Annotated in this window: 21 protein-coding genes, 1 tRNA gene and 2 pseudogenes; 18 read left to right on the top strand and 6 right to left on the bottom strand. The window is 64.7% G+C overall.

All coding sequences use genetic code 11. From position 1 onward, the window contains the following. The first annotated feature begins 93 nt into the window (after positions 1-93). The 5 genes from A5625_RS11140 to A5625_RS11120 all read left to right on the top strand — a co-directional run bounded on the left by A5625_RS11140 (position 94) and on the right by A5625_RS11120 (position 5,835). On the top strand, positions 94-1,614 hold the full coding sequence (locus tag A5625_RS11140; RefSeq protein WP_066992951.1) for a mannitol dehydrogenase family protein: 1,521 nt from the start codon (positions 94-96) through the stop codon (positions 1,612-1,614). Further along, a complete protein-coding gene (locus A5625_RS11135) occupies positions 1,611-2,468 on the top strand; it encodes an HAD family phosphatase (RefSeq protein WP_066992948.1) in 858 nt (285 codons plus the stop codon). Before A5625_RS11140 ends, A5625_RS11135 begins: the two co-directional genes overlap by 4 nt. Positions 2,469-2,502: 34 nt before the next feature. Continuing rightward, positions 2,503-3,915 carry a mannitol dehydrogenase family protein gene (locus tag A5625_RS11130; RefSeq protein ID WP_066992945.1) on the top strand — a complete coding sequence of 471 codons (1,413 nt, stop codon included), beginning with the start codon at positions 2,503-2,505 and terminating at the stop codon, positions 3,913-3,915. Further along, the gene (locus tag A5625_RS11125) at positions 3,912-4,820 is read left to right on the top strand and encodes a carbohydrate kinase (protein ID WP_066992942.1); all 909 of its coding nucleotides are present in this window, start codon (positions 3,912-3,914) and stop codon (positions 4,818-4,820) included. The genes A5625_RS11130 and A5625_RS11125 overlap by 4 nt, the downstream gene beginning before the upstream one ends. Before the next feature lie 109 nt (positions 4,821-4,929). Further along, a complete protein-coding gene (locus A5625_RS11120) occupies positions 4,930-5,835 on the top strand; it encodes a Ku protein (RefSeq protein WP_066992940.1) in 906 nt (301 codons plus the stop codon). 4 nt (positions 5,836-5,839) lie between these two features. Here A5625_RS11120 and pstA read toward each other — a convergent pair whose 3' ends face one another. The 4 genes and pseudogenes from pstA to A5625_RS11100 form a co-directional block, all read right to left on the bottom strand. Next, on the bottom strand, positions 5,840-6,742 hold the full coding sequence (pstA, locus tag A5625_RS11115) for a phosphate ABC transporter permease PstA (RefSeq protein WP_066992938.1): 903 nt from the start codon (positions 6,740-6,742) through the stop codon (positions 5,840-5,842). Between the two features lie 22 nt (positions 6,743-6,764). Continuing rightward, the gene (gene pstC / locus A5625_RS11110; protein WP_066992935.1) at positions 6,765-7,763 is read right to left on the bottom strand and encodes a phosphate ABC transporter permease subunit PstC; all 999 of its coding nucleotides are present in this window, start codon (positions 7,761-7,763) and stop codon (positions 6,765-6,767) included. Positions 7,764-7,769: 6 nt separating this feature from the next. Then, the gene (gene pstS, locus A5625_RS11105) at positions 7,770-8,882 is read right to left on the bottom strand and encodes a phosphate ABC transporter substrate-binding protein PstS (RefSeq protein WP_066992933.1); all 1,113 of its coding nucleotides are present in this window, start codon (positions 8,880-8,882) and stop codon (positions 7,770-7,772) included. Between the two features lie 264 nt (positions 8,883-9,146). Further along, positions 9,147-9,305: pseudogene (locus tag A5625_RS11100) on the bottom strand (phosphate ABC transporter substrate-binding protein PstS); the annotation flags it as partial. A 283-nt stretch (positions 9,306-9,588) separates the two neighbouring features. Here A5625_RS11100 and A5625_RS11095 point away from each other — a divergent pair. From A5625_RS11095 to A5625_RS30745, 9 genes are all read left to right on the top strand, one after another. Further along, on the top strand, positions 9,589-10,380 hold the full coding sequence (locus tag A5625_RS11095) for an SDR family oxidoreductase (RefSeq protein WP_066992929.1): 792 nt from the start codon (positions 9,589-9,591) through the stop codon (positions 10,378-10,380). Between the two features lie 24 nt (positions 10,381-10,404). Then, positions 10,405-11,481, top strand: a complete 1,077-nt coding sequence (locus tag A5625_RS11090; RefSeq protein WP_066992927.1) for a diacylglycerol kinase — start codon at positions 10,405-10,407, stop codon at positions 11,479-11,481. A gap of 82 nt (positions 11,482-11,563) precedes the next feature. Next, entirely contained in the window at positions 11,564-12,805 is a 1,242-nt protein-coding gene (locus tag A5625_RS11085; RefSeq protein ID WP_197516050.1) for an Nramp family divalent metal transporter, read from the top strand. Next, positions 12,806-13,879 carry a poly-gamma-glutamate hydrolase family protein gene (locus A5625_RS11080; protein ID WP_066992921.1) on the top strand — a complete coding sequence of 358 codons (1,074 nt, stop codon included), beginning with the start codon at positions 12,806-12,808 and terminating at the stop codon, positions 13,877-13,879. A gap of 7 nt (positions 13,880-13,886) precedes the next feature. Then, positions 13,887-14,711, top strand: coding sequence for an LLM class F420-dependent oxidoreductase (locus A5625_RS11075; protein WP_082984365.1), 825 nt, complete (start codon positions 13,887-13,889; stop codon positions 14,709-14,711). Between the two features lie 49 nt (positions 14,712-14,760). Next, positions 14,761-14,836, top strand: a tRNA-Arg gene (locus A5625_RS11070). Positions 14,837-15,901: 1,065 nt separating this feature from the next. Then, a complete protein-coding gene (locus A5625_RS11065) occupies positions 15,902-16,402 on the top strand; it encodes a universal stress protein (RefSeq protein WP_066992918.1) in 501 nt (166 codons plus the stop codon). Between the two features lie 817 nt (positions 16,403-17,219). Continuing rightward, a complete protein-coding gene (locus A5625_RS11060; protein WP_156748132.1) occupies positions 17,220-17,516 on the top strand; it encodes a hypothetical protein in 297 nt (98 codons plus the stop codon). Positions 17,517-17,665: 149 nt separating this feature from the next. Next, a complete protein-coding gene (locus A5625_RS30745) occupies positions 17,666-17,881 on the top strand; it encodes a hypothetical protein (RefSeq protein WP_082984364.1) in 216 nt (71 codons plus the stop codon). A gap of 59 nt (positions 17,882-17,940) precedes the next feature. Here A5625_RS30745 and A5625_RS11055 read toward each other — a convergent pair whose 3' ends face one another. Together A5625_RS11055 and A5625_RS11050 are read right to left on the bottom strand one after the other, a co-directional pair. Then, positions 17,941-18,327 (bottom strand): hypothetical protein, encoded by a 387-nt coding sequence (locus A5625_RS11055; protein WP_066992913.1) that lies wholly within the window; start codon positions 18,325-18,327, stop codon positions 17,941-17,943. 46 nt (positions 18,328-18,373) lie between these two features. Beyond that, entirely contained in the window at positions 18,374-19,900 is a 1,527-nt protein-coding gene (locus tag A5625_RS11050; RefSeq protein ID WP_066992910.1) for a DUF4185 domain-containing protein, read from the bottom strand. A gap of 760 nt (positions 19,901-20,660) precedes the next feature. On the opposite strand from A5625_RS11050, the gene A5625_RS11045 reads away from it, so the two are divergent. The 4 genes and pseudogenes from A5625_RS11045 to A5625_RS11030 form a co-directional block, all read left to right on the top strand. Next, positions 20,661-21,887: an acetyl-CoA acetyltransferase gene (locus tag A5625_RS11045; RefSeq protein WP_066992907.1), complete on the top strand. Its 1,227-nt coding sequence runs from the start codon at positions 20,661-20,663 to the stop codon at positions 21,885-21,887. A gap of 2 nt (positions 21,888-21,889) precedes the next feature. Beyond that, on the top strand, positions 21,890-23,404 hold the full coding sequence (locus tag A5625_RS11040) for a carotenoid oxygenase family protein (RefSeq protein WP_066992904.1): 1,515 nt from the start codon (positions 21,890-21,892) through the stop codon (positions 23,402-23,404). Beyond that, on the top strand, positions 23,404-23,883 hold the full coding sequence (locus tag A5625_RS11035; RefSeq protein WP_066992902.1) for a VOC family protein: 480 nt from the start codon (positions 23,404-23,406) through the stop codon (positions 23,881-23,883). Before A5625_RS11040 ends, A5625_RS11035 begins: the two co-directional genes overlap by 1 nt. 34 nt (positions 23,884-23,917) lie before the next feature. Further along, positions 23,918-24,229, top strand: a pseudogene (locus tag A5625_RS11030) (hypothetical protein); the annotation flags it as partial. Positions 24,230-24,264 lie beyond the last annotated feature (35 nt).

Raw genomic sequence — 24,264 nt, 5'->3', positions numbered from 1 at the left:
GTTCCGACCTGGAATTATGTCGTCGACGTCAATTGTTGTGACATCGGCCACGAAGACGTTTAGGCCTCCGCCCCCCTCGGGCACCGGACACTGATGCGCAATGTAATCCCATGGCGTCCAAAAAGTGGCGTCCCCCTCAGTAACGCGACCCTACGACTGCATTCCCACCGAATCGATATTCCAACCTATGACCGGTCGGCCCTCGGCCGAGGCGTCGTCCACATCGGGGCGGGCAACTTTCACCGCGCACATCAAGCCGTCTACTTCGACGACCTCGCCCGCACGGGCATCTCGGGACATTGGGGCGTGACCAGCGTCAGTCTCCATTCTCCCGACGTCAAACATCTGCTATCGGCCCAAGACGGGCTGTACACCGTGGTACAGCGCGGCCACGACCGTCAGACCGCCCGCGTGGTCGGCTCGATCGGCTCCGTTCATTACGCGCCCAATGACGGCGCAGCTGTCCGTGCCGCGCTGGCAGATCCCCAAACCCGCATAGTCAGCCTGACCATCACCGACAACGGATACTTCCTGAACCCGGTCACTGACGAGTTCGACGCCGACCACCCCGACGTGCGAGCCGACCTGGTCGCTTCCGACGGCTACGCCACGGCGTGGGGATATCTGGCCGAGGCTCTCGACCGGCGTCGCCGCGCTGGCGTGGCGCCATTCACCGTGCTCTGCTGCGACAACGTTCCCGGCGACACCCAGCCGGCCCGAACCGCGCTGGTGTCGTTCGCCGCATTGAAGGACCCCGCGCTCGCCCGCTGGATCGACACGAATGTCGCATTCCCGTCGACCATGGTCGACCGCATCACCCCGCAAACCACGAAGTCGGAGCGCAAGTTCGTCGAGCAGACCTTCGGCGTCGCCGACAAGTGGCCGGTCGTGACCGAGCCGCATAGCCAATGGGTGATCGAGGATTCCTTCAGCAATGGGCGGCCGCCGCTCGACGAGGTGGGAGCCGAATTCGTTGCCGATGTCAGCGACCACAAGTTGATCAAGACCCGTCTGCTCAACGGAACCCATATCGCGCTCGCATGCTTGGCCATCCTGGCCGGCTACCAGCGCACCGACGAAGCGATGCGGGACCACATCATCTTCGACTACGTCGAGACGCTGCTTCGGGACGAAATTCAGCCGCTGCTGCCCGCAGTTCCCGGAATGAACACACCTGAGTACCGGGGCACCTTGCTCGATCGGCTCAGCAATCACCGAATGAGTGATCAGTTGTCGCGGCTGGCCCGGCGGGGAACCAGCAAGATCGCGACGTTTGTGCTGCCCTCGCTGCAGGAGGCGATCGAACAGGGCCGGCCGCACACGCTGCTGATGTTGGCGGTCGCCGGGTGGGCCCGCTACATGCGCGGCCACGACCTCAACGGACGACAGCTCCGCCTCGAAGACTCGCAGGCGATACCGGTGGCCAGGCTTGCCAACATGGCCGGCAGCAACCCGGATCCGCTGCTCAGTCATGAGATGTTCGCCGAGGTTCGCGCGGTTCCCGGTTTCGCGGAGCGGCTGCGCGGCATGATTGCCGATATCGACGAACGCGGTGTGGTGCCCACGCTGCACGACGCGATGCGCAATGACGAGCGGGAGTTGGTGGCACGATGACCGAGGCCTTGACCTTCGTCCGCGGATTCGACCCGGCGCCCATCACTACGCTGCTCTGCGACGCAGATGACAATCTGTTCGGGTCGGAGCGGCCGGCGTTCGACGCCTCGACCGAGGTGACGAATCGTTTCCTGGCCAGGTTCGGCGTGACCGCTCCGCTGAGTTCAGAGGAGTTGCGTAAGCGGGCCGTTGGGAAGAATTTCCGCAACACCGCTCTCGACCTGGCGGTGCAGTGCGAAGTGCCGATGGATAAGGCGCTGACTCAGGGCCGTCCCGCAGCGGTGATCGCCTCGGCCGGCGAGTTGGCCAGTGGCAACGCGTTGTCCGCGGATGAACTCGAGAAGTGGGTGCTTGACGAGCGCGAGCGAGTCACCGCTCATCTGGCTGTCACGCTGAAGCCCGATCCGCAGGTGCTGGAACCGTTGCGCGACCTCGCGTCGCGCTATGCGCTGGCCGCCGTGAGCTCGAGCGCCACCAGACGGCTGCGTGCCTGCTTTGCCGCCACCGGCCTCGACTCGCTCATATCGGAGGCCGCGACCTTCAGCGCGGAGGACTCTCTTCCGGTGCCGACAAGCAAACCCGACCCGGCGGTGTATCTGCATTCCGGTCAGGTATTGGGTGTGGCAGCGGAACAAGGGCTGGCCATCGAAGACTCCGTGGCCGGTGTGCGTTCGGCGGTCGCGGCCGGCTATGCCACGGTCGGCAACCTGATGTTCGTACTGCCTGACGAACGGGAGTGCCGCCGTGCAGAATTGATTGACGCCGGTGCGGTCGCAATCACTGATTCATGGCGGGCTCTCGCTGATGTTCTGTTGTTATCGGCCATGCCGACCGGAGGTTCCCGAGCCCGGTAACGATCCGGGCCGTCGCTCGGGGAGGAGTTGGCCAATGGTGGCTGGCGACATCAATTTGAACAATGCAGCGCTGAGCAGCCTGCCGATTGAAGCACCCACCTATGACCGCAGCAGCGTGACCGTCGGCATCGCGCATATCGGCGCCGGCCACTTTCACCGCGCGCATCAGGCCATGTACATCGACCGGCTGCTGCAAGCCGGTCTGGCCCGCGACTGGGGCATCTGCGGAATCGGCGTGATGCCGGCCGACTGGACGATGCGCGATGTCCTGACCGATCAGGACGGGCTCTACACGCTGATTCTGGAGAAACCGGACGGCAGCCGCGACGCCCACGTCATTGGCTCGATCATCGACTACCGTTACGCGCCCGACGATCCGGAGGCAGCGTTGCAAGTGCTGGTCGCGCCGTCCACCAGGATCATTTCGCTGACCATCACCGAGGGTGGTTATCGCGACCCGGACGGGCCCGCGTTCGCGTTGATCGTCGAGGCATTGGACCGGCGCCGCCGTCGCGGGATCGCCGCGCCGACCATCGTGTCGTGCGACAACATCGAGAACAACGGTGAGATCGCGCGGCGGGCCGTGCTAGCGAATGCCGAGAGCCGAGACGCCGATCTCGCCGAGTGGGTGGGCGAGCACGTCGAGTTCCCGAATTCGATGGTCGACCGGATCACCCCGGCGACGACCGTGCAGATGGCCCAAGAAGTGCAGCGCGACTTCGGGATCAACGACCGATGGCCGGTGGTGGCCGAGCCGTTTGCGGCCTGGGTGCTCGAAGACAGGTTCGCCGACGGCAGACCTCCGCTGGAGCGGGCGGGCGTGCTGCTGGTCGACGACGTCGCCCCGTATGAGCTGATGAAGTTGCGGCTGCTCAACGCGGGGCATCAGTGTCTGGCCTACTTCGCTCACCTGTGCGGATTCGAGTTCGTTCACCAGGCGGCGAGTGATCCCCTGTTCGCCGAATTCTTGCTTGCCTATTTCGAATCCGAGGCCATCCCGACCCTGCCACCGGTGCCCGGCATCGACCTGCACGAGTTCAGCCGAACGCTGATCGAGAGGTTCGCCAATCCGGGTGTGCGCGACACCGTCGCCCGGTTGTGCGCCTTCAGTTCGGATCGCATTCCCAAGTGGCTTATTCCGGTGATTTGCGACAACCTGGCCGGCGACGGGTCCGTCCGGCTTGCGGCGGCGGTGGTGGCGAGCTGGGCCCGCTACGCCGAGGGCACCGACGAATGGGGGCGGCCGTACGAGGTGATTGATCAGCTCGCGGACTCGCTCATCCCGATCGCCCGGTCGCAGTACGAGAATCCCACCGCCTTCATCGAGATCGCGGCGCTGTTCGGGGATTTGGCGCATCAGCCACGTTTCGTCCAGGCATACAGCTGGACGCTGGATTCGTTGCACGCCAACGGAGCTCGGGCGACACTGGAGGCTTTGGTGAGATGACCCGCGGGTTGGTGATCGGCGAGTCGCTGATCGATATCGTCGGCAGCGACGAGCACGTCGGCGGCAGTCCGCTCAACGTCGCCGTCGGACTCGGCCGGCTGGGCCGCGAGATCGACTTTTTGACCTCGATCGCCGACGATTCGTATGGCCGGCGCATCGTCGACTACGTCGAAGCCGCAGGAGTGCAACTCGTTTCGGAAAGCCGGGCCGCGGAACGCACCGCGACGGCGCGGACCACCATCGCCCCGGACGGATCGGCCAACTATGTATTTGATCTGGACTGGCGCCTCTCCGGAACGCCACCGGTCGCCCCGCCGCTCTTCGTACATACCGGATCGATTGCCGCCGTACAGGATCCGGGCTGCCTAGCCGTCGCGGCGTTGATCGATACCTATCGCGTCTCGGCTACCGTCACGTTCGACCCCAACGTGCGGCCGTCGCTGATCGCGGATCGGGAATCGGCCGTCGCCCGCATCGAGCATCTCGTCGAACGCAGTGACATCGTGAAAGTCAGTGAGGAAGACCTGCGCTGGATCGACCCCGCTCACCCGCCCGAGCAGATCGCGCAAACATGGCTGCGGTTGGGTCCCGCCATCGTGGCGGTGACGATGGCAGACCGGGGCGCGGTGGCTTTCTGCGCGGCAGGGGTTGCCCGGGTGCCGACCCGCGTGGTGCGCGTCGTCGACACCGTCGGCGCCGGTGACTCTTTCATGGCCGGTCTGCTCGACGCGCTATGGGGATCGGAATTGTTGGGCGGCGACCGGCGCACCGAGTTGCGTGCGATCGATATAAAGGCCCTGACCGCGGCGCTGGACGCGGCGAGTCTATCCGCGGCGCTGACCGTCGCCCGCGCGGGGGCCGACCTACCGGATCGGGCTGCGTTGGAAGCGGCTTCGCGTCGTTAGGCGCGAGGCAACCGGTCCGGCGGCGCTCCTGGGGCGCAGAACCGGACACTTGCAGGTCGTAGCCCCGTCGTGCTGTTTTGCCACCGACCCTGCGGGCATACTGACTTACATGCGCTCCATCTGGAAGGGTTCCATCGCGTTCGGGCTGGTGAACGTGCCGGTCAAGGTGTACAGCGCCACCCAAGACCACGACATCAAGTTGCACCAGGTGCACGCCAAGGACAACGGCCGCATCCGGTATCAACGCGTGTGCGAGGTGGACGGCGAAGTCGTCGAATACCGTGACATCGCCCGGGCCTACGAATCCGATGACGGCCAGATGGTCATCATCACCGACGACGACATCGCCACCCTGCCCGAAGAACGCAGCCGCGAAATCGAAGTGCTGGAGTTCGTGCCGGCAAGCGAGGTGGACCCGATGCTGTTCGACCGCAGTTACTTCCTGGAACCGGACTCCAAGTCATCGAAATCCTATGTGCTGCTTGCCAAGACGCTCGCCGAGTCGGACCGGATGGCGATCGTTCATTTCACGCTGCGCAATAAGACGCGGCTGGCGGCGTTGCGCGTCAAGGACTTCGGCAAGCGCGACGTGATGGTGGTGCACACCTTGTTGTGGCCCGACGAGATCCGCGACCCCGATTTCCCGATCCTGGACAAGAAGGTCGAGATCAAGCCGGCCGAACTCAAGATGGCCGGTCAAGTGGTGGAGTCGATGGCCGAGGACTTCAACCCCGACCGTTACCACGACACCTACCAGGAACAGCTGCAGGAGCTGGTCGACGCGAAACTCGAAGGCGGAGAAGCGTTTACCACCGAGGAGCAGCCCAAGGAGCTGGACGAGACCGAAGACGTCTCCGATCTGCTCGCCAAGCTGGAGGCCAGCGTGAAGGCGCGCTCCGGTAACGAAAAGGCACCCGCGAAGAAGGCCGCGGCCAAGAAGGCCCCCGCGAAGAAGGCAGCCGCCAAGAAGGCGCCGGCCAGGAAGTCGGCCTCGAAAGCGTCGTCGAAGTCCTGACCGGTCAGCGCTTGCGGGTTGCCAGGAAACGGATCAGCGCGGCGATGATGTTGATGACGGCGACCATGATGATCAGGGTCAATGCCGCACCCCAGATCCGCAGGAAACCGGCATGTTCGGGGTTGGTCAGCTCGGTGTAGATCAGCAGCGGCAGTGACGCCATGTTGCCGTGGAAGATGTCGACGTTGATCGATCGGCTGTAACCGACCAGCACCAGCACCGGCGCGGTTTCGCCGATCACTCGCGCGACGGACAGCAAGATGCCGGACACGATGCCGGGCGTCGCGATCGGGAAGACGATCCGCACGATCGTCTTCCATTTGGACACGCCCAGGGCGTAGCTGGCCTCGCGCAGGTCGTCGGGCACCAGCCTGAGCATCTCCTCGCTGGAGCGCACCACCACCGGCAACATCAGCAGGACCAGGGCAAGCGACACCGCGAACGAACTCTGCTGGAAGCCCAGGGTGGCGATCCAGAGGCTGAAGATGAACAAGGCCGCCACGATCGAGGGCACTCCGGCGAGTACGTCGACCATGAAGGTCGTCAACCGCACCAGGCGGCCGGATCCGTATTCGACGAGAAAGACTGCGGTCATCAAACCCAGCGGCACGGCCAAGGCGGCGGCCACCCCGGCCTGCACCAGGGTGCCGTACAGCGCGTGGTAGATGCCGCCGGAGAACTGTTCGGGCAGCACGCCGTGCAGCGAGTGGGTCCACCATTCCGAACGTGTGACGGCGTACCAGCCGCGCTGGCCCACGATGGCCAGCACCCAGATCAGCGGCACCAGCGCGATGCAGAACGAGCCGAGGAAGAAGATGGTCGCGGCGTTGTTGGTGATCCGGCGACGGAAACTCAGCGGCCGAAACACCTCGACCTTCACCGGCCGGTCAAGCGCTTCGACGGTCATGAGCGCCGCCCCTCATCGCGGGTCATCCGTTGACCTTGCCGCCGGCGACCGCACGGGCGAGCGCGTTGACGACGAACGTCAGCACGAACAGTGCAAACCCCGCCGAAATGTATGCCCCGGTGGGCAGCGGCGCGCTGAACTCCGCGGCCGCCGAGGCGATCTTCGAGGCGAACGTGTAACCGCCGTCGAACAGCGACCAGTTACCCGGGCGGGCGGCCGAACGCAGGATGATCAGCACCGCCACGGTCTCCCCAAGCGCACGTCCGAGCCCCAGCATCGAGGCCGCGATCACACCGCTGCGCCCGAACGGCAGCACGGTCATCCGCACCACTTCCCACTTGGTGGCGCCCAGCGCCTGGGCCGCCTCCATTTGGATGTGTGGCGTCTGCCGGAAGACTTCGCGCGAGACGGAGGTGATGATCGGCAGGATCATCACCGAGAGCACGACGCCGGCGGTGAAGATGGTGCCGCCGCCGGCCAACGAAACGTTGCCCTGTTTGAACAGGAACAACCAGCCCAAGTGGCGGTTGAGCAACGCCGCCACCGGCTCGATCTGGGGCGCGAGCACGAAGATCCCCCACAACCCGAAGATGATCGACGGCACCGCGGCCAGCAGGTCCACCACCGCGCCGAATGGGCGTGCCAGCCGCTTGGGCGCGTACTGGGTGAGAAACACGGCGATACCGACCGCGACCGGCACGGCCAGCACCAGCGCGCTGAGCGAACTGAGCACCGTGACCATGAGCAGGTCGCGGATGCCGAACGCGAGCTTGGCCGGATCGGTGGTGCTGAACACGGCGCTGGTGAAGAAGTTCGCGTGGTTGGCGCGCAACGACGGGACGGCATGCAGCAACAGGAACACGGCGATCATCAGGATCGCCCCCACGATCGTCAAACCGGCGGCAGTGGCCACCGATTTGAACAGTCGATCACCCCGCCGCCGCACGCGTGCACTGAGCGCTGTTAGTGCCGGCGTTTCCGCGGTCGACGGGCTGATTGCTGTTCCTCGTGTCACGACCATCTCAGGTTATGTGATGGCGTTGATCGAGGAAGCCAGTCTCGCCTTGAACGCGTCAGGGATCGGGATGTAGCCGTTGTCGGCGAGGCCGTTCTGTCCGGCGCCAATGGTGCTTTGCAGGAATGCCTTTACCGCCGTCCCGACCTGGGTGTCGGGGTACTTCGAGCAGACGATCTCGTAGGTCGCCAGCACGATCGGATACGAACCGGCCTGGGTCGGCTTGTAGAACGAGAGAGTGTCAAGCACCAGGTCGTTACCCTGGCCGGAAATTTTCGCGCCAGCAATCGTCTTGCCCACGGAATCGGCGCTCACCGACACCGCATCCGGGCCGGCCGAGGTGACGACCTTGGCCACGTTCAGTTTCTGCGCTTGGGCAAACGACCATTCGTTGTAGGTGATCGATCCTTCGGTGGACTTGATCGCCGCTGAGGTGCCGTCGTTGCCCTTTGCTCCCTCGCCGACACCACCCTTGAATGTCTTTCCGGCGCCCTTGCCCCATGCACCGTCAGATGCGGCATCGAGGTATTTCTGGAAGTTGTCCGTGGTGCCGGATTGGTCGTTGCGGAATACGACGTGAATGGGCTCGGCGGGCAAGGTCACGCCGGGATTGAGCGCCTGGATCGCGGGGTCATTCCACGTCGTGATCGCGCCGTTGAAGATTTTGGCGGCCGTGGGGCCATCCAGGCTCAGTGAATTGAGGCCGGTGACGTTATAGGTAATGGCGATCGGGCCGAAAACCACCGGCAGGTTCAATGCCGGCGAACCGCAACGTTGTTGCGCGGCGGTGTATTCGTTCGGCGCCAGCGGCGAATCCGAGCCACCGAAATCGGTTTGTTTGCCATTGAATTCACTGATGCCCGCGCCCGAACCGTTGGCGGTGTAGTTCAGCGTCTGGCCGTGGCAGGCGTGCTCGAACGCGTTGACGAAGCGGGTCATCGCGTTGGCCTGAGCTGTCGAACCGCTGGCCTTGAGGGCTTTGGCCCCGCCGCAGCTCACCTTGTCTGACGAGGAGCCGTTGGTCGTGTTCGCGCCTGTTGCGTTGTTGTCGCTGCCGCACCCCGACAATGTCAGCGTGGCGGCGCTCAGGACACTCAGCACGGCGCCAAATCGATTGAGTTTCAATTCGCTTCCTTACCGGTAGGGATGAAACAGGATCGCCGCCGGTCAGTAGCGCTGCGCTCCGACCAGCCCGTCTCGCAGCCCCGAAGCTAACAGTAACAAGGTTAACGTTGAGCAAATTGTTCGACGACCGCCGCTGAACGCGGTGGCACCCCCCGGCGACGTCGGCGGGAGCGGCATTTCATTCGCCTCGACAGCGTGCGGCAGCAAAGAAGGTCGCTGGGGCTGCACCGCCCACTCGGGCGCACCGCGCACCCGGTCCTCCCATCACGAGACGGCGTCGATGGCGTCCGCCAATCGGGACTTGAAGGACCGCGGAACCCGGATATAGCCATTGCCCGCCAAGCCGTTCTGTCCGGCGCCAATGGTGCTTTGCAGGAATGCCTTTACCGCCGCGCCGATCTGCGGGTCGGGATACTTCGAGCAGGCACCAAATTGGTTGCGGCTCAAGTTAGTTCCTCACGGTGAAGATAAAACATTACCGCCACCGTTGAGCTAACAGCAGCAAGGTTAACGGCGGGCGAATGGTCTGGCAGCGCACGCGAGAGCCGGGTGCACGGTGACGGACGCATGCGGGCCTCGGCATGGCAATCGGCAGGCTGGGTCACCATGCTGGTATGCAAAAGTAGAACCTGTTCCAGAAATGCCCGATCCGAGACGACGCGGCTTGCTACCGTGTCGGCTGACACCGAAACGAAGAGAGGCCGCCATGATCCTTGACAGGTTCCGTCTCGATGACAAAGTCGCCGTCATCACCGGTGCAGGCCGCGGCCTCGGGGCAGCCATTGCGCTGGCCTTCGCCGAGGCGGGTGCGGATGTCCTCATCGCCTCGCGCACGGAGTCTCAACTAGAAGCCGTCGCTGAACAGGTCCGCGCCGTCGGGCGCAAGGCCCATGTGGTGGCCGCCGACCTGGCGCACCCCGAGTCCACTGCGGAGCTGGCCGGGCAGGCCGTCGACGCCTTCGGGAAACTAGACATCGTCGTGAACAACGTCGGCGGCACGATGCCCAACACGCTGCTGACCACCTCGACGAAAGACCTCAAAGACGCCTTCACGTTCAACGTCGGCACCGCCCACGCGCTGACGCTGGCGGCGGTGCCGTTGATGCTGAAGCACTCCGAGGGCGGCAGCATCATCAACATCACCTCGACCATGGGCCGGTTGGCCGGGCGTGGTTTCGCGGCCTACGGCACCGCCAAGGCCGCGCTGTCGCACTACACCCGGCTGACCGCACTGGACCTGTGCCCGCGCATCCGTGTCAACGCCATCGCGCCGGGATCGATCCTGACCTCCGCGCTGGATGTGGTCGCCTCCAACGACGAGTTGCGTGCGCCGATGGAGAAGGCAACCCCGATGCGCCGCCTCGGCGATCCGGTCGATATTGCCGCTGCCGCAGTCTATTTGGCTTCCCCCGCCGGCAGCTTCCTGACCGGTAAGACACTCGAGGTCGACGGCGGCCTCACCTTCCCCAATCTCGACATCCCCGTCCCGGATCTGTGACCCCCGACCGCTGAGGAGCACGTCATGCCCATCCCCGTCGTCCAACTGGGCACCGGCAACGTCGGTATCCACGCGCTGCGGGCGCTCATCGCCAATCCGGAGTTCGAACTGACCGGCGTCTGGGTGTCGTCGGACGCCAAGGCCGGCAAAGACGCCGCAGATCTTGCCGGACTTACCGAGCCGACGGGCGTAGTCGCCAGCACCGATCTGGATGCCGTGCTCGCCACCGGGCCGCAGTGCGCGGTGTACAACGCACTGGCCGACAACCGATTGCCCGAGGCACTCGAGGACTACCGGCGCGTCCTGGCGGCGGGGATCAACATCGTCGGCAGTGGCCCGGTCTTCTTGCAGTATCCGTGGCAGGTGATCCCTGAAGAACTCATCAAGCCGCTGGAAGACGCAGCGCGCGAAGGCAATTCAAGCCTCTACGTCAACGGCATCGATCCCGGCTTCGCCAATGATCTGCTGCCGCTGGCCCTTGCCGGTACCTGCCAGAGCATCCAGCAGATCCGGTGCATGGAGATCGTCGACTACGCCACATATGACAGCGCCGCGGTGATGTTCGACGTCATGGGATTCGGCAAGCCGCTCGACGACATCCCCATGCTGCTGCAGCCCGGTGTGCTCAGCCTGGCGTGGGGTTCGGTGATCCGGCAGATGGCGGCGGGCCTGGGCATTTCGCTGGACGAGGTCACCCAAAACCACGTCCGGATACCGGCCCCCGAGGACTTCGACATCGCCTCGGGTCATATCGCCAAGGGCACCGCCGCGGCGCTGCGGTTCGAAGTGTCGGGCATGGTCAACGGCGCTCCCGTCGTCGTCCTCGAACACGTGACCCGGCTGCGCGAGGACCTGTGCCCCGAATGGCCGCAGCCCGCCCAGGAGGGCGGCTCCTACCGCATCGAGATCACCGGCGAACCGTCCTACGCCATGGACATCTGTCTGAGCAGCCGCAACGGCGATCACAACCACGCCGGCCTGGTGGCCACCGCGATGCGCGTCGTCAACGCGATCCCCGCGGTGGTGGCCGCGCCCGCGGGCATCGTGACGACGCTGGACCTGCCGCTGGTCACCGGCAAGGGGCTCTACCTTCCGCAGTGAGCCTCGACGCCGGAAACGCCGCAGCCGGTGCAGGGGACGCCGCAATGTTCGATTAACCTCACTTTATTATTCGGTGAAGTGAATCGAGGTCGGCACGTTGGACCAGCGCACCCAGGGCTCACTCAAGGCCAACTGGTACTTGCTCGGGCCCGCGTTCGTCGCCGCGATCGCCTACGTCGACCCGGGAAACGTTGCGGCCAACGTCAGCGCCGGCTCGCAGTACGGCTATCTGCTGTTGTGGGTCATCGTGGCGGCCAACGTTCTGGCCGGGCTGGTGCAGTACCTGTCCGCCAAGCTGGGGCTGGTCACCGGACGCTCCCTGCCCGCGATGATCGGCAAGCGGATGGGCCGTCCGGCCAGGTTGGTCTACTGGGCGCAGGCCGAACTCGTCGCCATCGCAACCGATGCGGCCGAAGTCGTCGGCGGGGCCATCGCCTTGCACATTCTGTTCAATCTGCCGCTGCTGGTCGGCGGGCTGATCACCGGCCTGGTGGCCCTGCTGCTGCTCGGGATCCAGGACCGCCGGGGACAAATCATCTTCGAGCGGGTGATCACCGGCTTGCTGCTGGTGATCGCGATCGGGTTTGCCGCGAGTTTCTTCGTCAAGACGGCACCTCCGGAGGAGATGCTGGGCGGGTTGCTGCCCCGGTTCCACGGCACCGAAAGCGTGCTGCTGGCCGCCGCCATCCTGGGCGCCACCGTGATGCCGCACGCGGTGTACATGCATTCGGGCCTGGTGCTGGACCGGCACGGGCACCCCGACGAGGGATCACATCGGCGCCTGCTGCTGCGCGTCACCCGCTGGGACGTCGTGCTGGCGATGACGGTGGCCGGCACGGTGAACGCCGTGATGTTGGTGATCGCCGCGGTCAACCTGCAGCACCGCGACGTCAGCGCCTCGATCGAGGGCGCCTACTCCGCGATCCACAACACGCTGGGCGCGACCATCGCGGTGTTGTTCGCCATCGGGTTGCTCGCGTCGGGTCTGGCGTCGTCGTCGGTGGGCGCCTACGCCGGCGCCATGATCATGCAGGGATTGCTGCACCGGTCGATTCCGATGGTGCTCCGGCGGGTGATCACCCTGGTGCCCGCGCTGGTGATCCTGGCGGTGGGCTTCGACCCCACCCGCGCACTGGTGTTGTCGCAGGTGGTGTTGTCGTTCGGAATACCTTTTGCCGTGCTGCCTTTGATCAAGCTGACCAGCGATCGCGGGCTGATGGGTGGCGACGCCAATCACCGCATCACCACGATGCTTGGCTGGGCCGTCGGCGTATTGATTAGTCTGCTTAACGTGGTGCTCATCTGGCTGACGGTGACCGGCTGAATGCCGGCCCGCCGGCACCTTTACTTCGCATACGGGTCGAACCTATGCGTCAGACAGATGGCGCAGCGCTGTCCCGATGCCGCCCATCCGCGGCCTGCGGTGCTGACCGATCACGACTGGCTGATCAACCAGCGCGGCGTGGCCACCGTCGAACCGCTCGCCGGCAATCGGGTTTACGGGGTGGTGTGGCAGATCTCCGACGGTGATCTGGCGACGCTGGACAGCGCCGAGGGCGTGCCGGTGCGCTACCGGCGCGACGAGATGACCGTGCACACCGACGACGGGCCGTCCCCGGCGTGGGTGTACATCGATCACCGGGTGACGCCGGGCCCACCGCGCCCGGGCTACCTGCCCAAGATCATCGATGGCGCCACCGAGCACGGGTTGCCGCAACGCTGGGTCGACTTCTTGCGCCGCTGGGATCCCGCCGGCTGGCCTCGCCCGAAATCGTCGGCGGCCGGGGCTGGGCCACAGTCACTTTCGGCATTGCTGAACGAGCCCGGGGTGATCGAAAGTAGTCAGTTGCGTTCGCGTTTCGGCTTTATCGCGATCCATGGCGGCGGCCTGGAAGAGATGACCGACGTGATCGCCGAACGCGCCGCCGAGGCCGCCGGGGCGTCGGTGTACGTGGTACGTCACCCTGACCGTTACCCGCATCATCTGCCGTCGGCCTTGTTCGACCCGGCCGAGTCGACCCGACTCGCCGAGTTCCTGGACCACGTCGACGTGGCGGTGTCGCTGCACGGGTACGGCCGCGACGGGCGCAGCACCCAACTGCTGGCTGGTGGGCGCAACCGGGAGCTGGCCGCACATCTGACCCGGCACATCCGGCTGACCGGCTACCAGGTGATCACCGACCTCGACGACATCCCGGCGGAATTGCGCGGTCTGCACCCACGCAACCCGGTGAACCGGGTGCGCAACGGCGGAGCCCAGCTGGAGCTCTCGGCGCGGGTCCGCGGCATCAGCCCGCGCAGCCCGCTGCCGGGCGATGACGGTTTGTCGTCGGTTACCAGCGCCCTGGTCCAGGGGTTGGCCGAGGCCGCCCGTCGCTGGTCAATGTCGGATCGTTGAACGGAGAGTGTTGGTGGCCAAGGATTTTCGCTTCGGAATGAGTATGCGGTTCTTCAAGACCCGCGAGGCCCTGCTGGACAAGGCCAAGCGCGCTGAAGACGCCGGTTTCGACATCCTCTGCGTGCCAGACCATTTGGGCGCCGCGGCACCCTTCCCGACACTGACCGCGGTCGCGATGGCCACCACCACGCTGCGGCTGAGCATGTATGTGCTCAACTCCGCGTTCTACAAGCCCGCGCTGCTCAGCCGGGACATGCAAGCACTGAATGTGCTCAGCGACGGCCGCCTCGAGATCGGGCTCGGCACCGGTTACGTCCGGGATGAGTTCGAAGCCGCGGAGATTCCGTATCCCAGCGCCGGTGCCCGGGTCGACTACCTCGAGCACATGACGAAGTACCTGAAGGAACACCATCCGTCGACGCCCCTGATTATCGCCGGCAACGGCGACCGGGTGCTGACCATCGCGGCACGCAACGCCGACATCATCGGGCTGACCGGCTCCAAGGTGCGCGACGTCGAAGACCCGTTCGCCGAACGCGTGGACTTCGTCCGCAAGGCGGCGGGAGACCGGTTCGACACACTCGAGCTGAACCTGGCCATCACGGCGATGCCGCGGGTCGGCGAGACCGAGCCCGACCTCAAGCTGACCCGCGCTTACGCGCCGGACCTGTCCGACGAAGAGATCTTGTCCCAGCCCTCGGTACTCAGCGGTTCGCCCCGCGATATCGCCGACACGCTGCTCGCATACCGGGAGAAGTACGACGTGTCGTCCTTCACCGTGCAGGACAACAACATCGACAACTTCTCGAAGGTGATCGCCGAACTGCGCTGACCGCCGCGGCGATTTACCGGCGGCCGTGCCGGTAAGCTCACGCCCGTCCGCCCCCGTAGCTCAGGGGATAGAGCACGGCTCTCCTAAAGCCGGTGTCGCAGGTTCGAATCCTGCCGGGGGCACCACCTGACCAGGGTGAATGTAAAGCCGTGCAATATTCGTGCAATATCGGCCCAGATTCCCAGAACACCGGCTCAGCGCGAAAAGCTGGACCGTGACGAAGAGGAATCACCTGAGAGTCCTCAGTGTAACGTCAACGCCGTACAAGCCGACTTAAGCTTCATGACGACCAGGAGGCTTGTTCGGCTCATTGTTTTGAGCTTTTCCTTTGCGTTCGTCGTCACCGCCGCAGCTGGGCCGATCGTGGCCGCCGTAGGATGTGCCGGCGTGCTGATTTGCGCGCTGACGGTGGCACGCCAAGACACGGCTCGGCCCGCCGAGGCAGCAGAAGCCGAGGGAGTCGCGGCGACGCCAGTAGCCGAGGCGGCGGCAGAAGCAGTAATTGCAGAAGCCGAGGCAGTGATAGCAGGGGCCCGAGTACGCCTATTTGGAGAAGGGGCGATTGCTGCGGACCCCCGGCGGGATGAGGGGCCTGGTCACTAGGCAGGCGCTAACACGGCCACGCGTGGCCCACCTGTCCGTGAATGGGGCTCGCCGCGCACGCCCGTCTCTGGTATCTCCAGAATTCGCGCAATTTGTCGATACAAGCCTTGTGGGCAGCGGGATCGGTGACGCTGACACAGCGATCGTCGGCGTGTGCTTGTGCTGATGGAATGCAGAGGGGTGCCAGCGCTATGGCTACTGCCGCCGATGCGCGCAGTATTGGCCTCTTCATCAGTTCTTCCTTCTTGACCGCTCCAACGGACATCGCTGATTCTGCTGCGGACCACCGACTCTAGGTAACGGCCGAAGCCCATAATCGAACCCATGTTCGATTATGGGTTCGGATGATTGCGCCACCGCGCACCGCCTCGACCGGGAAGTGTGCGTGGACGCTGCGCGAATCTTTCCCTCGAAAGCAAAGGCAAGGACGAACTGCCCATGTGGGTCAAATCGTTTGGGCTGCACCTCGAGCCAACAATGATGGCGCGGCAGATCCCATGGATTCGGTTGCGTTTACATCTAGAGGTGTAAAGGGCGCACCGTGGCGGGCACCCTCGCTCTGGGGTGCACAGCAAAGGTGGAGCGAAATGAGCGCCTATCAGACCGTGGTGGTCGGCACTGATGGTTCGGACACGTCGTTTTGTGCGGTGGACCACGCCGCCGCGTTCGCCGCAGAAAATAATGCCAAGTTGATAATCGCAATGGCGCACTTGTCTTATCTGGAAAAGGGAGACAAGGGAGGCTGGGGGCGACCAGCCCGGCCGGATCGTGTACTTGATGGCCGCGCCGAGGTCGCCCTCGGGAACGAGGGGGACTACAAGGTGCACGGGATGGCCGCCATCTATGCGATCCTGCGGGAGGCCCGCGAGCGGGCCAGGGCGGCTGGAGCGAAGGAGATTGAGGCGCGACCCATTAGGGGTGATCCGGTACATGCGCTGTTCCATCTCGCCAAGGACGTCAAGGCCGATCTGTTGGTGGTTGGCAACGTGGGACTAAACACACGCAGCGACAAGTGGCTTGGCTCAGTGCCCGGAAATGTCTTGCGCAGGGCGAAGACCGACGTGCTGCTCGTCCATACCACCGACTGAGGCATCGTTGAGAATCGTTTGAAGCCAGCCAGTACGCACATGAGCACTTACGCCGGGAGGTTGTGGACGGCTTCGTACGTTTGGAGTCTCGGGCCACCCCGGAGGGCGAGGGGCGGCCCGATCAGAGATCAGGGGCGGGAGAAGAAGTGGTTCCCAGGACAAAGCCATCTGCCCACCGCCTATCCCCGACTATGACCGAGAACCAGTGGCAATCGAAGAATGTCAGCAAAACGGATAAGCGTCGAATCCCGTTGACTCGTAGGGCAAGACCCTATGTTGCAGCAACCATCGCGACGATGGTCTGCTAAAGCTGGTGTCGCAGGTTCGAATCCTAGGCGGCCGCGGTCGCGTCGCCCTGCTCAACTTCCCTGCAGGCCACGAGCGGTGCTGCTGTGATCCGGTTGAATTGGCAGTCATGGCAGAACACCACGTCAATCCCGGGAAACTGCCGGAGAACAGCATTTGCTGTGCTCACCAGTCGTTGGCAGTGACCGCATTTCAGATACGCGGCAGACGGTTCGTTGATACGGGCTGCGATAAGGGCGGAGGGGTCGACCATGGGACCATCGTTCACGGCGCCTCTTGTCATCTGCTGAGAGGCGAGCTAGCAATCTCCCAAGAATCAGTTAGGAATTTGCTGAGTGCACCATCCCGGACGCCAGTGGTTGGCAAACCAGAATCGCGCACGGGAGTAACGGCATAGACCGCTGGTGAGCTGGGTCACCTCGTCCCCCGATCGGGCAGTCTTTCGACCGTTCAGGTGTTGCAAAAGGCAGTCGCTGAAACCAGCAGTGACCTTCTCCGTAGCGAGGCTGACATGCGGCAGATCATCACCAGCGAACGTTTGGGTGCCCGTTACCCGATTGCTGAGTCACTGTGGGTCATCGCGGGCTTTATTGTGTTGCTCGCCTTGGGAGACATCGTGATTGTGTTGGCCCTGGCGCTCGCCGCGGTGGCCACGACGGCCGCCTGGTGGATCCGTCGCAACGCCGGGCGTCGCCCCCCGCACAGCGGAGACCTGGCCCTGGCCTCCGTATTTCACCTGCCGACCAGCCACCGTGAGCCGAAAACGACGTCGGCGCGCGGGCCGTGGCCTCGCAACAGCGCCGCTTAGTGGACCTGTCGGCCTTCGGCAGTCGTGCGGATGAAAGCGATTCAGTAGCACGAAAAACGCAAATGAGGACTAGCATTTGCGTCGTGCATGTGAGGAACGAAACGTAGCGACCGTCGCTTCGTTGGGGCATAAGAACTGCCGAGCCTGCGATGCGGAAGCTAGTCGCGACACTGATGGCCGTTGGTGCCTTGGTACTCAGCGGGCCTGTTGCTCGCGCCGAGAATCAGCCGGCACCGCCTCCTCCCACCCCTTCGTTCTACGCCCCGAAGTGCTTGAGCTTCGATCCGAATCCGCCTGCACATTGGAACTACCTACCGTGTGGATGGACGACAGACGGCAAGCGGTGGATTCCGCCGCGGCCGTAGCAGATACCCCTTGATACAGATCGACTACGACGGCGTCGCGAAACTCCGTCAACCACTGACTAACTGGCTTTGAGGTGTCCACCTCCCCGGCAGCTGACGCCGCAGACGCCCGCATCCCCCCGGGCGTCTGCGAGCGAAAGCGCCTGGTCAATCGGAACACCACTGCAATCCAGGCCGTTGACCACTAGGCCGAGGCTGATCGCACCATCGGCGCGGGTGCTTTCGATGCACACCTCGATGTCTCGCAGCCCTGGTCTACCCACGGTCCAGAAATCCGGCCGGTGGCCGTCGAACACCGTGTGGCCATCCACGCCGTCGACACCCTCCCCTCGGGACAGTTCACCCGCCGACGATGCCGGCACATCGTCGGGTAACGCCGCGGCCGCGAGTGGAGTGAGTGGGTCGGCGAGGCCGCAACAATTGTCGTGATACTTCAAGGCGATCATGCTCGCCCTCCTCCCACTCGGCCATCGTTGTTCAATGGCAACGGCTTTACGGCAGCACGGTGTGCATCAGCATCACGTCGTATGCCGACCACAACGACAGGTTGAAGTACAGGTCTCGTCCGGACGACCAGGGATGGATCATTGGCGCGTAGATGCCGCCGGGCATTTGGAAGGCCGACACCAGCGGCTGCTCGGGACTCCATGGCCCTTGCGGCGTCGGTGCGGTCCGTGCCACGACGTCGTTGCTGCCGCCGTTGGTGTAGAGCACCAGGTACTGCTTGAGATAAGTGTTGTACTGGGCCGACATTTCGCCGACCGGCCCCGGGAAGATCGGCGTGGCCGCGCCCGGATTGTTGGCGACCCAGTGACCGCCGTTGTCGCCGTTCCAGTACTGGTACTTGGTCAGGTCGGGCAATTGATTCGGCGGGACGCGGCAGAGAAACGCCGCGCCGCCACGCCCCGACGGGGTGCCGAACTGATAGAGGTAACCGTCGTTGCCCTTCAGGAACGCACCCATCTGGAAATTCTCATTGCCCGGCGTAAACCCAGCTCCCGGAATGGCATCCGGCGAGGCCGTGCGAATGGTGGTCGGGAAGATTCCCCAGTTCTGGCCGTTGTCGTTAGACCTGGCGATCGCCGAGTAGTTGGTCGACCATTCACCGTCACGCCCCCACTGCCGGATGGACATGTAGCTCATGTACTGGGTGCGGCCCATCGACATCGCCGCCGTCGGAATGATGCCCGTCTCATGCGCCGCCTTATGAATGGTGTTGACGACCTGTTTGGAAAGTCCGGGCGCCCACACCGGTGAGCCGGAATACCTGTCGTTCGGCACACCGTCGGCGATGTGGATTCCCTTGGACAGGTCGTGATCGTTGCTGCGGAACAGGGTGTTGTACCGCCACTGCTGGCCGTGGACCTTGCAGTAGCCGAAGGTGTCACCAAAGGCCATCAGCACCTGTCGGTTGGCGGGATCGCCGTTGTCCCAGGCGATCCCGAGGTCGGTGCCGGAGATGCTGAAACGTTGCAGCGTCTTGTTGGGGCCGTTCGGTCCGGTGACCCAGTCGACCAGCGACGTCGGAGCCCCCGCGATCGAAGGAGGCGGCGGGCCAGGTTCGGGTTGTGGTTGCGGCATCGGGGCAGCGTTCGGGCGCAGCTGGTTGGCATTGGGCGGCAGCGCGGGCACGCCAGGCGCGGGTGGATTAGGCCCGGGCGGCAGTACCTCGGCTTGCGGGTACATCGGTGCGGAGGGGTCGGGTCCCTCGGCTCGCGGGTGCACCGGTGCTGAGTACTGCCGGCCCGGCGCGGCCGGCTTGAGCAACGACGAGATCAGCGGACCCAGCCGCGGCAGCGGCGCCTGGTCATTCGTGTGCGTGGGTCTGCGTCCCACTGGCGGCTGGACGACCGGCTGGGGTGCGGGCATGGCCGGCGGCGCGGCGGGAGGTTCGACGTTGGCCTCGGGCGCGCCGCACGGTGTGGCGTTTGCGCTTGGCGCAGGCCCGACCACGAGGACGAATCCGATAGCGGCCGCTGACGCCATCGTGAGCGACACACTTCGCAGAAACGCCGACATGTAACACCTTTCGGGGGTAGGACACCGCGTTGACGTCCTTCAGCTGGCCCATGTGACGATAGTGATTTGCGGGGCACATGTGACCAGTGATGAGCTGATAGGTATCCATCCGTGACCGTGTCGCAACGCAGCGACCCCGCCCCCGAACACTCCATTCGGGCGATTAGCTAACCGCACGTATCGGCAGATGAAAAGGTTTAACGACTTTGCCGTCACACCTGCCAATCGGGCTAGATGACCACTGACGCAATGTCACGATGAAGCACAGACCCGCCCCATCCAGACACCAGCGCCCCCTGCTAAAGGGGGCGGCTTGTTGTGACGCGGCGGCACCTCCGCAGGGCGATTCGTAGCACCGGCGAAGCGACGGCGAGGCACCGGCGTCGCCACTTTGCTGGGCGGGCGACTCACATTGGTACGAGCGCACCACCTTGACGCAGCTCAGCCTGGGCGTAGAGGGATCCCGTCGGAACTTTGTTGCACACGCGCAGAACGAGAATCGTCATTAACCCCGACTCGGTGCCCGAGTCGTGTCAGACTCAACGAGATTGGGTCAGCATGTTTGTCGACCGTCATCGGTGGCAATGATCCAACAGAGGCGAGTGCGTTGGCCGGCCTTCGCAACCGCCTAGGTCCCGTCGGTTCAGCCCGAGAGCCGACGGGGCCGCCCTTTTTCTCGGGCGTTTGCGGGAACCCGACCGGGCCGGCCGGCACGCCACCGGGCCTCAACAACGCCGATATGCGAGAGTACCGTCGGCGTATGGCTGGGTCGACCGGTGTGTGGATTCTGGGCGGTTACCAAAGCGATTTCGCTCGCAACCTCACCAAGGAAGGCCGCGACTTCACCGGGCTGACGGCCGAGGTTGTCGACGCCACGCTGACCGCGGCCAAGCTCGATGCCGCCGACATTGAAGTGGTGCACGTCGGCAACGCGTTCGGCGAGATGTTCGCCCGACAGGGCCACCTCGGGGCGATGCCGGCCACGGTGTGCGACGGACTGTGGGACACCCCCGCCTCGCGCCACGAGGCGGCGTGTGCCTCTGGCAGCGTGGCGGTGTTGGCGGCGATGGCCGATCTGCGATCGGGTGCTTACGACACCGCATTGGTGGTCGGGATCGAACTGGAGAAGACCGTTCCCGGTGACACCGCCGCGCAACATCTGGGCGCCGCGGCGTGGACCGGTCACGAGGGGGCGAACGCTCGTTACCTGTGGCCGTCCATGTTCGCCGAAGTGGCCGACGAATACGACCGGCGGTACGGCCTGGACGACGCACACCTGCGGACCATCGCGCAACTCAACTTCGCCAACGCGCGGCGCAACCCCAACGCCCAGACTCGTGAGTGGACCATCCCCCACCCGATCACCGACGACGATGCCACCAACCCGATCACCGAAGGCCGGCTGCGGCGATTCGACTGCAGCCAAATGACCGACGGCGGCGTGGGATTGGTTTTCGTCAACGACGCCTATCTGCGCGATCATCCCGATGCTCACCCAATAGGCCGGATCGACGGCTGGGGACATCGCACCGTCGGGCTGGGCCTGCGGCAGAAACTGGACCGCGCAGATGGCGAGCCATACGTTCTCCCCCATGTGCGGGCCGCGGTACTGGACGCGCTGCGTCGCGCACAGCGCTACCTTGAGGATGTCGACGGGTTCGAAGTGCACGACTGCTTCACCCCCAGCGAATACCTGGCCATCGACCACATCGGGCTGACCGGTCCAGGCGAATCGTGGAAGGCCATCGAAAACGGCGAGATCGAGATCGGCGGGCGGCTGCCGATCAACCCGAGCGGCGGACTGATCGGCGGCGGACACCCGGTCGGTGCCTCTGGAGTCCGGATGCTGCTCGACGCGGCCAAACAGGTCAGCGACGCCGCCGGCGAGTACCAGGTCGACGGCGCGCACACCTTCGGTACCCTGAACTTCGGCGGAAGTACCGCCACCACAGTCAGTTTCGTCGTCAGCGGCACTGAAGGCAGGTGATCATGGACGTTGAGATCGTCGGCAAGTTCCTGTCCACCCTGCCCGAAGACGACGACCACCCGTACCGCAGCGGACCGTGGCGGCCCCAGACCACCGAGTGGGACGGCGACGACCTCACCGCTGTCGAGGGCGAAATCCCACGCGACCTGGACGGCGTCTACCTGCGCAACACTGAGAACCCACTACACCCGGCGTTGAAGACCTATCACCCGTTCGACGGCGACGGCATGGTGCACGTGGTCGGGTTTCGCGACGGAAAAGCCTTCTACCGCAACCGATTCATCCGCACCGACGGTTTCCTGGCCGAGAACGAGGCGGGTGGACCGCTGTGGCCGGGTCTGGCGGAGCCGGTGCAACTGTCCCGTCGCGAGCAGGGATGGGGCGCGCGAACCCGGATGAAGGACGCGTCGAGCACCGACGTCATCGTCCACCGCGGTATCGCGCTGACCAGTTTCTACCAGTGCGGTGACCTGTACCGAATCGACCCGTACTCGGCCGATACCCTCGGCAAGGAGTCGTGGAACGGCGGCTTTCCGATCGATTGGGGTGTATCCGCACATCCCAAGGTAGACAACAAAACCGGTGAACTGTTGTTCTTCAACTACAGCAAGCAAGACCCCTACATGCACTACGGCGTGGTCGACGAGCACAATGAACTGGCGCACTATGTCGACATCCCGCTACCGGGGCCGCGTCTTCCGCACGACATGGCGTTCACCGAAAACTACGCCATTCTCAACGATTTCCCGCTGTTCTGGGATCCGCAACTGCTCGAGCACGAGGTGCACCTACCGCGCTTCTACCCCGACCTTCCGTCGCGTTTCGCGGTGATCCCGCGCCGCGGCGGCACCGAGGAGATTCGCTGGTTCGAGGCTGACCCCACGTTCGTGCTGCACTTCACCAACGCCTACGAGGATGGCGACGAGATCGTGCTCGACGGCTTTTTCGAAGGCGATCCGTCTCCGCTCGACACCGGTGGAAGCAAGTGGGACAAGCTGTTTCGATTCCTGGCCCTGGATCGCCTGCAGGCCCGGCTGCATCGGTGGCGCTTCAACCTGGTCACCGGCGCGGTGAAAGAGGAGCAGCTCTCGCAGTCCATCACCGAGTTCGGCACCATCAACCCCGACTACGCCGCCAGAGATTACCGCTACACCTATGCCGCCACCGGCAAGCCCGGCTGGTTCTTGTTCGACGGCCTGGTCAAACACGATCTGCGCACCGGAAGCGAGGAGGGGTTCTCGTTCGGGCGGGGAGTCTACGGCAGTGAGACCGCAATGGCGCCGCGGGTGGGCGCCAACGGTGAAGACGACGGCTACCTCGTCACCCTCACCACCGACATGAACACCGACGCCTCCTATTGCCTGGTGTTCGATGCCGCCCGGGTCGGCGACGGCCCGGTGTGCAAACTTCAATTGCCGGAGCGGATTTCCAGCGGCACTCACTCGACCTGGGCACCCGGTGCGCAACTGCGGCGCTGGGCTACCGCCGACTCCGCCGCGGGCGCGATCGGACTGTGATGAGTACCGACAACCACCACGCCACGCACTGGCCGCTGCGACTGGCGCCGATCGGTGCCATCCGCTTCGCACGCCGCTCCTCGCACTTCGCGAAGACGGTGGGCTTCTACCGCGACCTGGTAGGGCTGCCGCTCTACGAAACGTTCGCGGACAGCTACGGGAGCAACGGCGCCATCTTCGGGCTGCCCAGCTGGAACCTGACCTTGGAAATCGTGGAGGCCGTCGAGCCGGTCGCGGTGGACGGCCAGGAACAGCTGTGTCTGTACTTCCCCGACCATCCGGCGCAACAAGCCGCTCTCGCCCGCCTGCACGACGCTGGCGTCGAACCCGTCGAACAGCACCCCTACTGGGCAGCCAACGGTGCGGTCACCTTCCGCGACCCGGACGGGCGCGAAATCGTCTTCGCGCCCTTCATATTCGGCGTCAACGAGCCGCACAGCAGCGGCGTCTCGGGGAAGCACGAGTTCCCGTCGGCCTGACGGTTCAGCGGCCGGACCGGCCGGATGCCAATGCGGCGATCACGGCAATTTGGAACTGCCCCGGGGGTTCGGCGCGGGTCAGCTCATCGTGCTGTTGGCCTCCACGCTGTTGGTGGTCGGCGCGATGATGGGCCGCGGTCTGTCGGTGAAGCTTGCTTCTGTTGGCGCACTGTTGATTTCATCGCTGATCGTGGCGCTGACGGTGTGGTACTACAAGCTCAACGTCAGCCCGCCGGTGTCGGCCGAATACGGCCTGTACGTCGGGGCGGGCGCCGCGGTCGGTGCGGTGGCGTGCTCAATGGTGGCCGTGATCGCCGCATTGGCATCCGGCCGGTCCGGCCGCTGAACCGTCAGGCCGACGGGAACTCGTGCTTCCCCGAG

The organism is Mycobacterium sp. 1465703.0 (assembly GCF_001672975.1).
Classification (GTDB): domain Bacteria; phylum Actinomycetota; class Actinomycetes; order Mycobacteriales; family Mycobacteriaceae; genus Mycobacterium.
This window is presented reverse-complemented; position numbering and strand designations above follow the sequence as displayed.

Bases quoted from the DNA above. Each gene is read 5' to 3' on its own strand.
- pstC (WP_066992935.1), bottom strand. From the start codon at position 7,763: ATGGTCGTGACACGAGGAACAGCAATCAGCCCGTCGACCGCGGAAACG.
- A5625_RS11065 (WP_066992918.1), top strand. From the start codon at position 15,902: ATGAGCGCCTATCAGACCGTGGTGGTCGGCACTGATGGTTCGGACACG.
- A5625_RS11050 (WP_066992910.1), bottom strand. From the start codon at position 19,900: ATGTCGGCGTTTCTGCGAAGTGTGTCGCTCACGATGGCGTCAGCGGCC.
- pstA (WP_066992938.1), bottom strand. From the start codon at position 6,742: ATGACCGTCGAAGCGCTTGACCGGCCGGTGAAGGTCGAGGTGTTTCGG.
- A5625_RS11140 (WP_066992951.1), top strand. From the start codon at position 94: ATGCGCAATGTAATCCCATGGCGTCCAAAAAGTGGCGTCCCCCTCAGT.
- A5625_RS11080 (WP_066992921.1), top strand. From the start codon at position 12,806: ATGCCGGCCCGCCGGCACCTTTACTTCGCATACGGGTCGAACCTATGC.
- A5625_RS11120 (WP_066992940.1), top strand. From the start codon at position 4,930: ATGCGCTCCATCTGGAAGGGTTCCATCGCGTTCGGGCTGGTGAACGTG.
- A5625_RS11055 (WP_066992913.1), bottom strand. From the start codon at position 18,327: ATGATCGCCTTGAAGTATCACGACAATTGTTGCGGCCTCGCCGACCCA.
- A5625_RS30745 (WP_082984364.1), top strand. From the start codon at position 17,666: ATGCGGAAGCTAGTCGCGACACTGATGGCCGTTGGTGCCTTGGTACTC.
- A5625_RS11095 (WP_066992929.1), top strand. From the start codon at position 9,589: ATGATCCTTGACAGGTTCCGTCTCGATGACAAAGTCGCCGTCATCACC.
- A5625_RS11035 (WP_066992902.1), top strand. From the start codon at position 23,404: ATGAGTACCGACAACCACCACGCCACGCACTGGCCGCTGCGACTGGCG.
- A5625_RS11135 (WP_066992948.1), top strand. From the start codon at position 1,611: ATGACCGAGGCCTTGACCTTCGTCCGCGGATTCGACCCGGCGCCCATC.
- A5625_RS11040 (WP_066992904.1), top strand. From the start codon at position 21,890: ATGGACGTTGAGATCGTCGGCAAGTTCCTGTCCACCCTGCCCGAAGAC.
- A5625_RS11045 (WP_066992907.1), top strand. From the start codon at position 20,661: ATGGCTGGGTCGACCGGTGTGTGGATTCTGGGCGGTTACCAAAGCGAT.
- A5625_RS11125 (WP_066992942.1), top strand. From the start codon at position 3,912: ATGACCCGCGGGTTGGTGATCGGCGAGTCGCTGATCGATATCGTCGGC.
- A5625_RS11090 (WP_066992927.1), top strand. From the start codon at position 10,405: ATGCCCATCCCCGTCGTCCAACTGGGCACCGGCAACGTCGGTATCCAC.
- A5625_RS11130 (WP_066992945.1), top strand. From the start codon at position 2,503: ATGGTGGCTGGCGACATCAATTTGAACAATGCAGCGCTGAGCAGCCTG.
- A5625_RS11060 (WP_156748132.1), top strand. From the start codon at position 17,220: ATGCGGCAGATCATCACCAGCGAACGTTTGGGTGCCCGTTACCCGATT.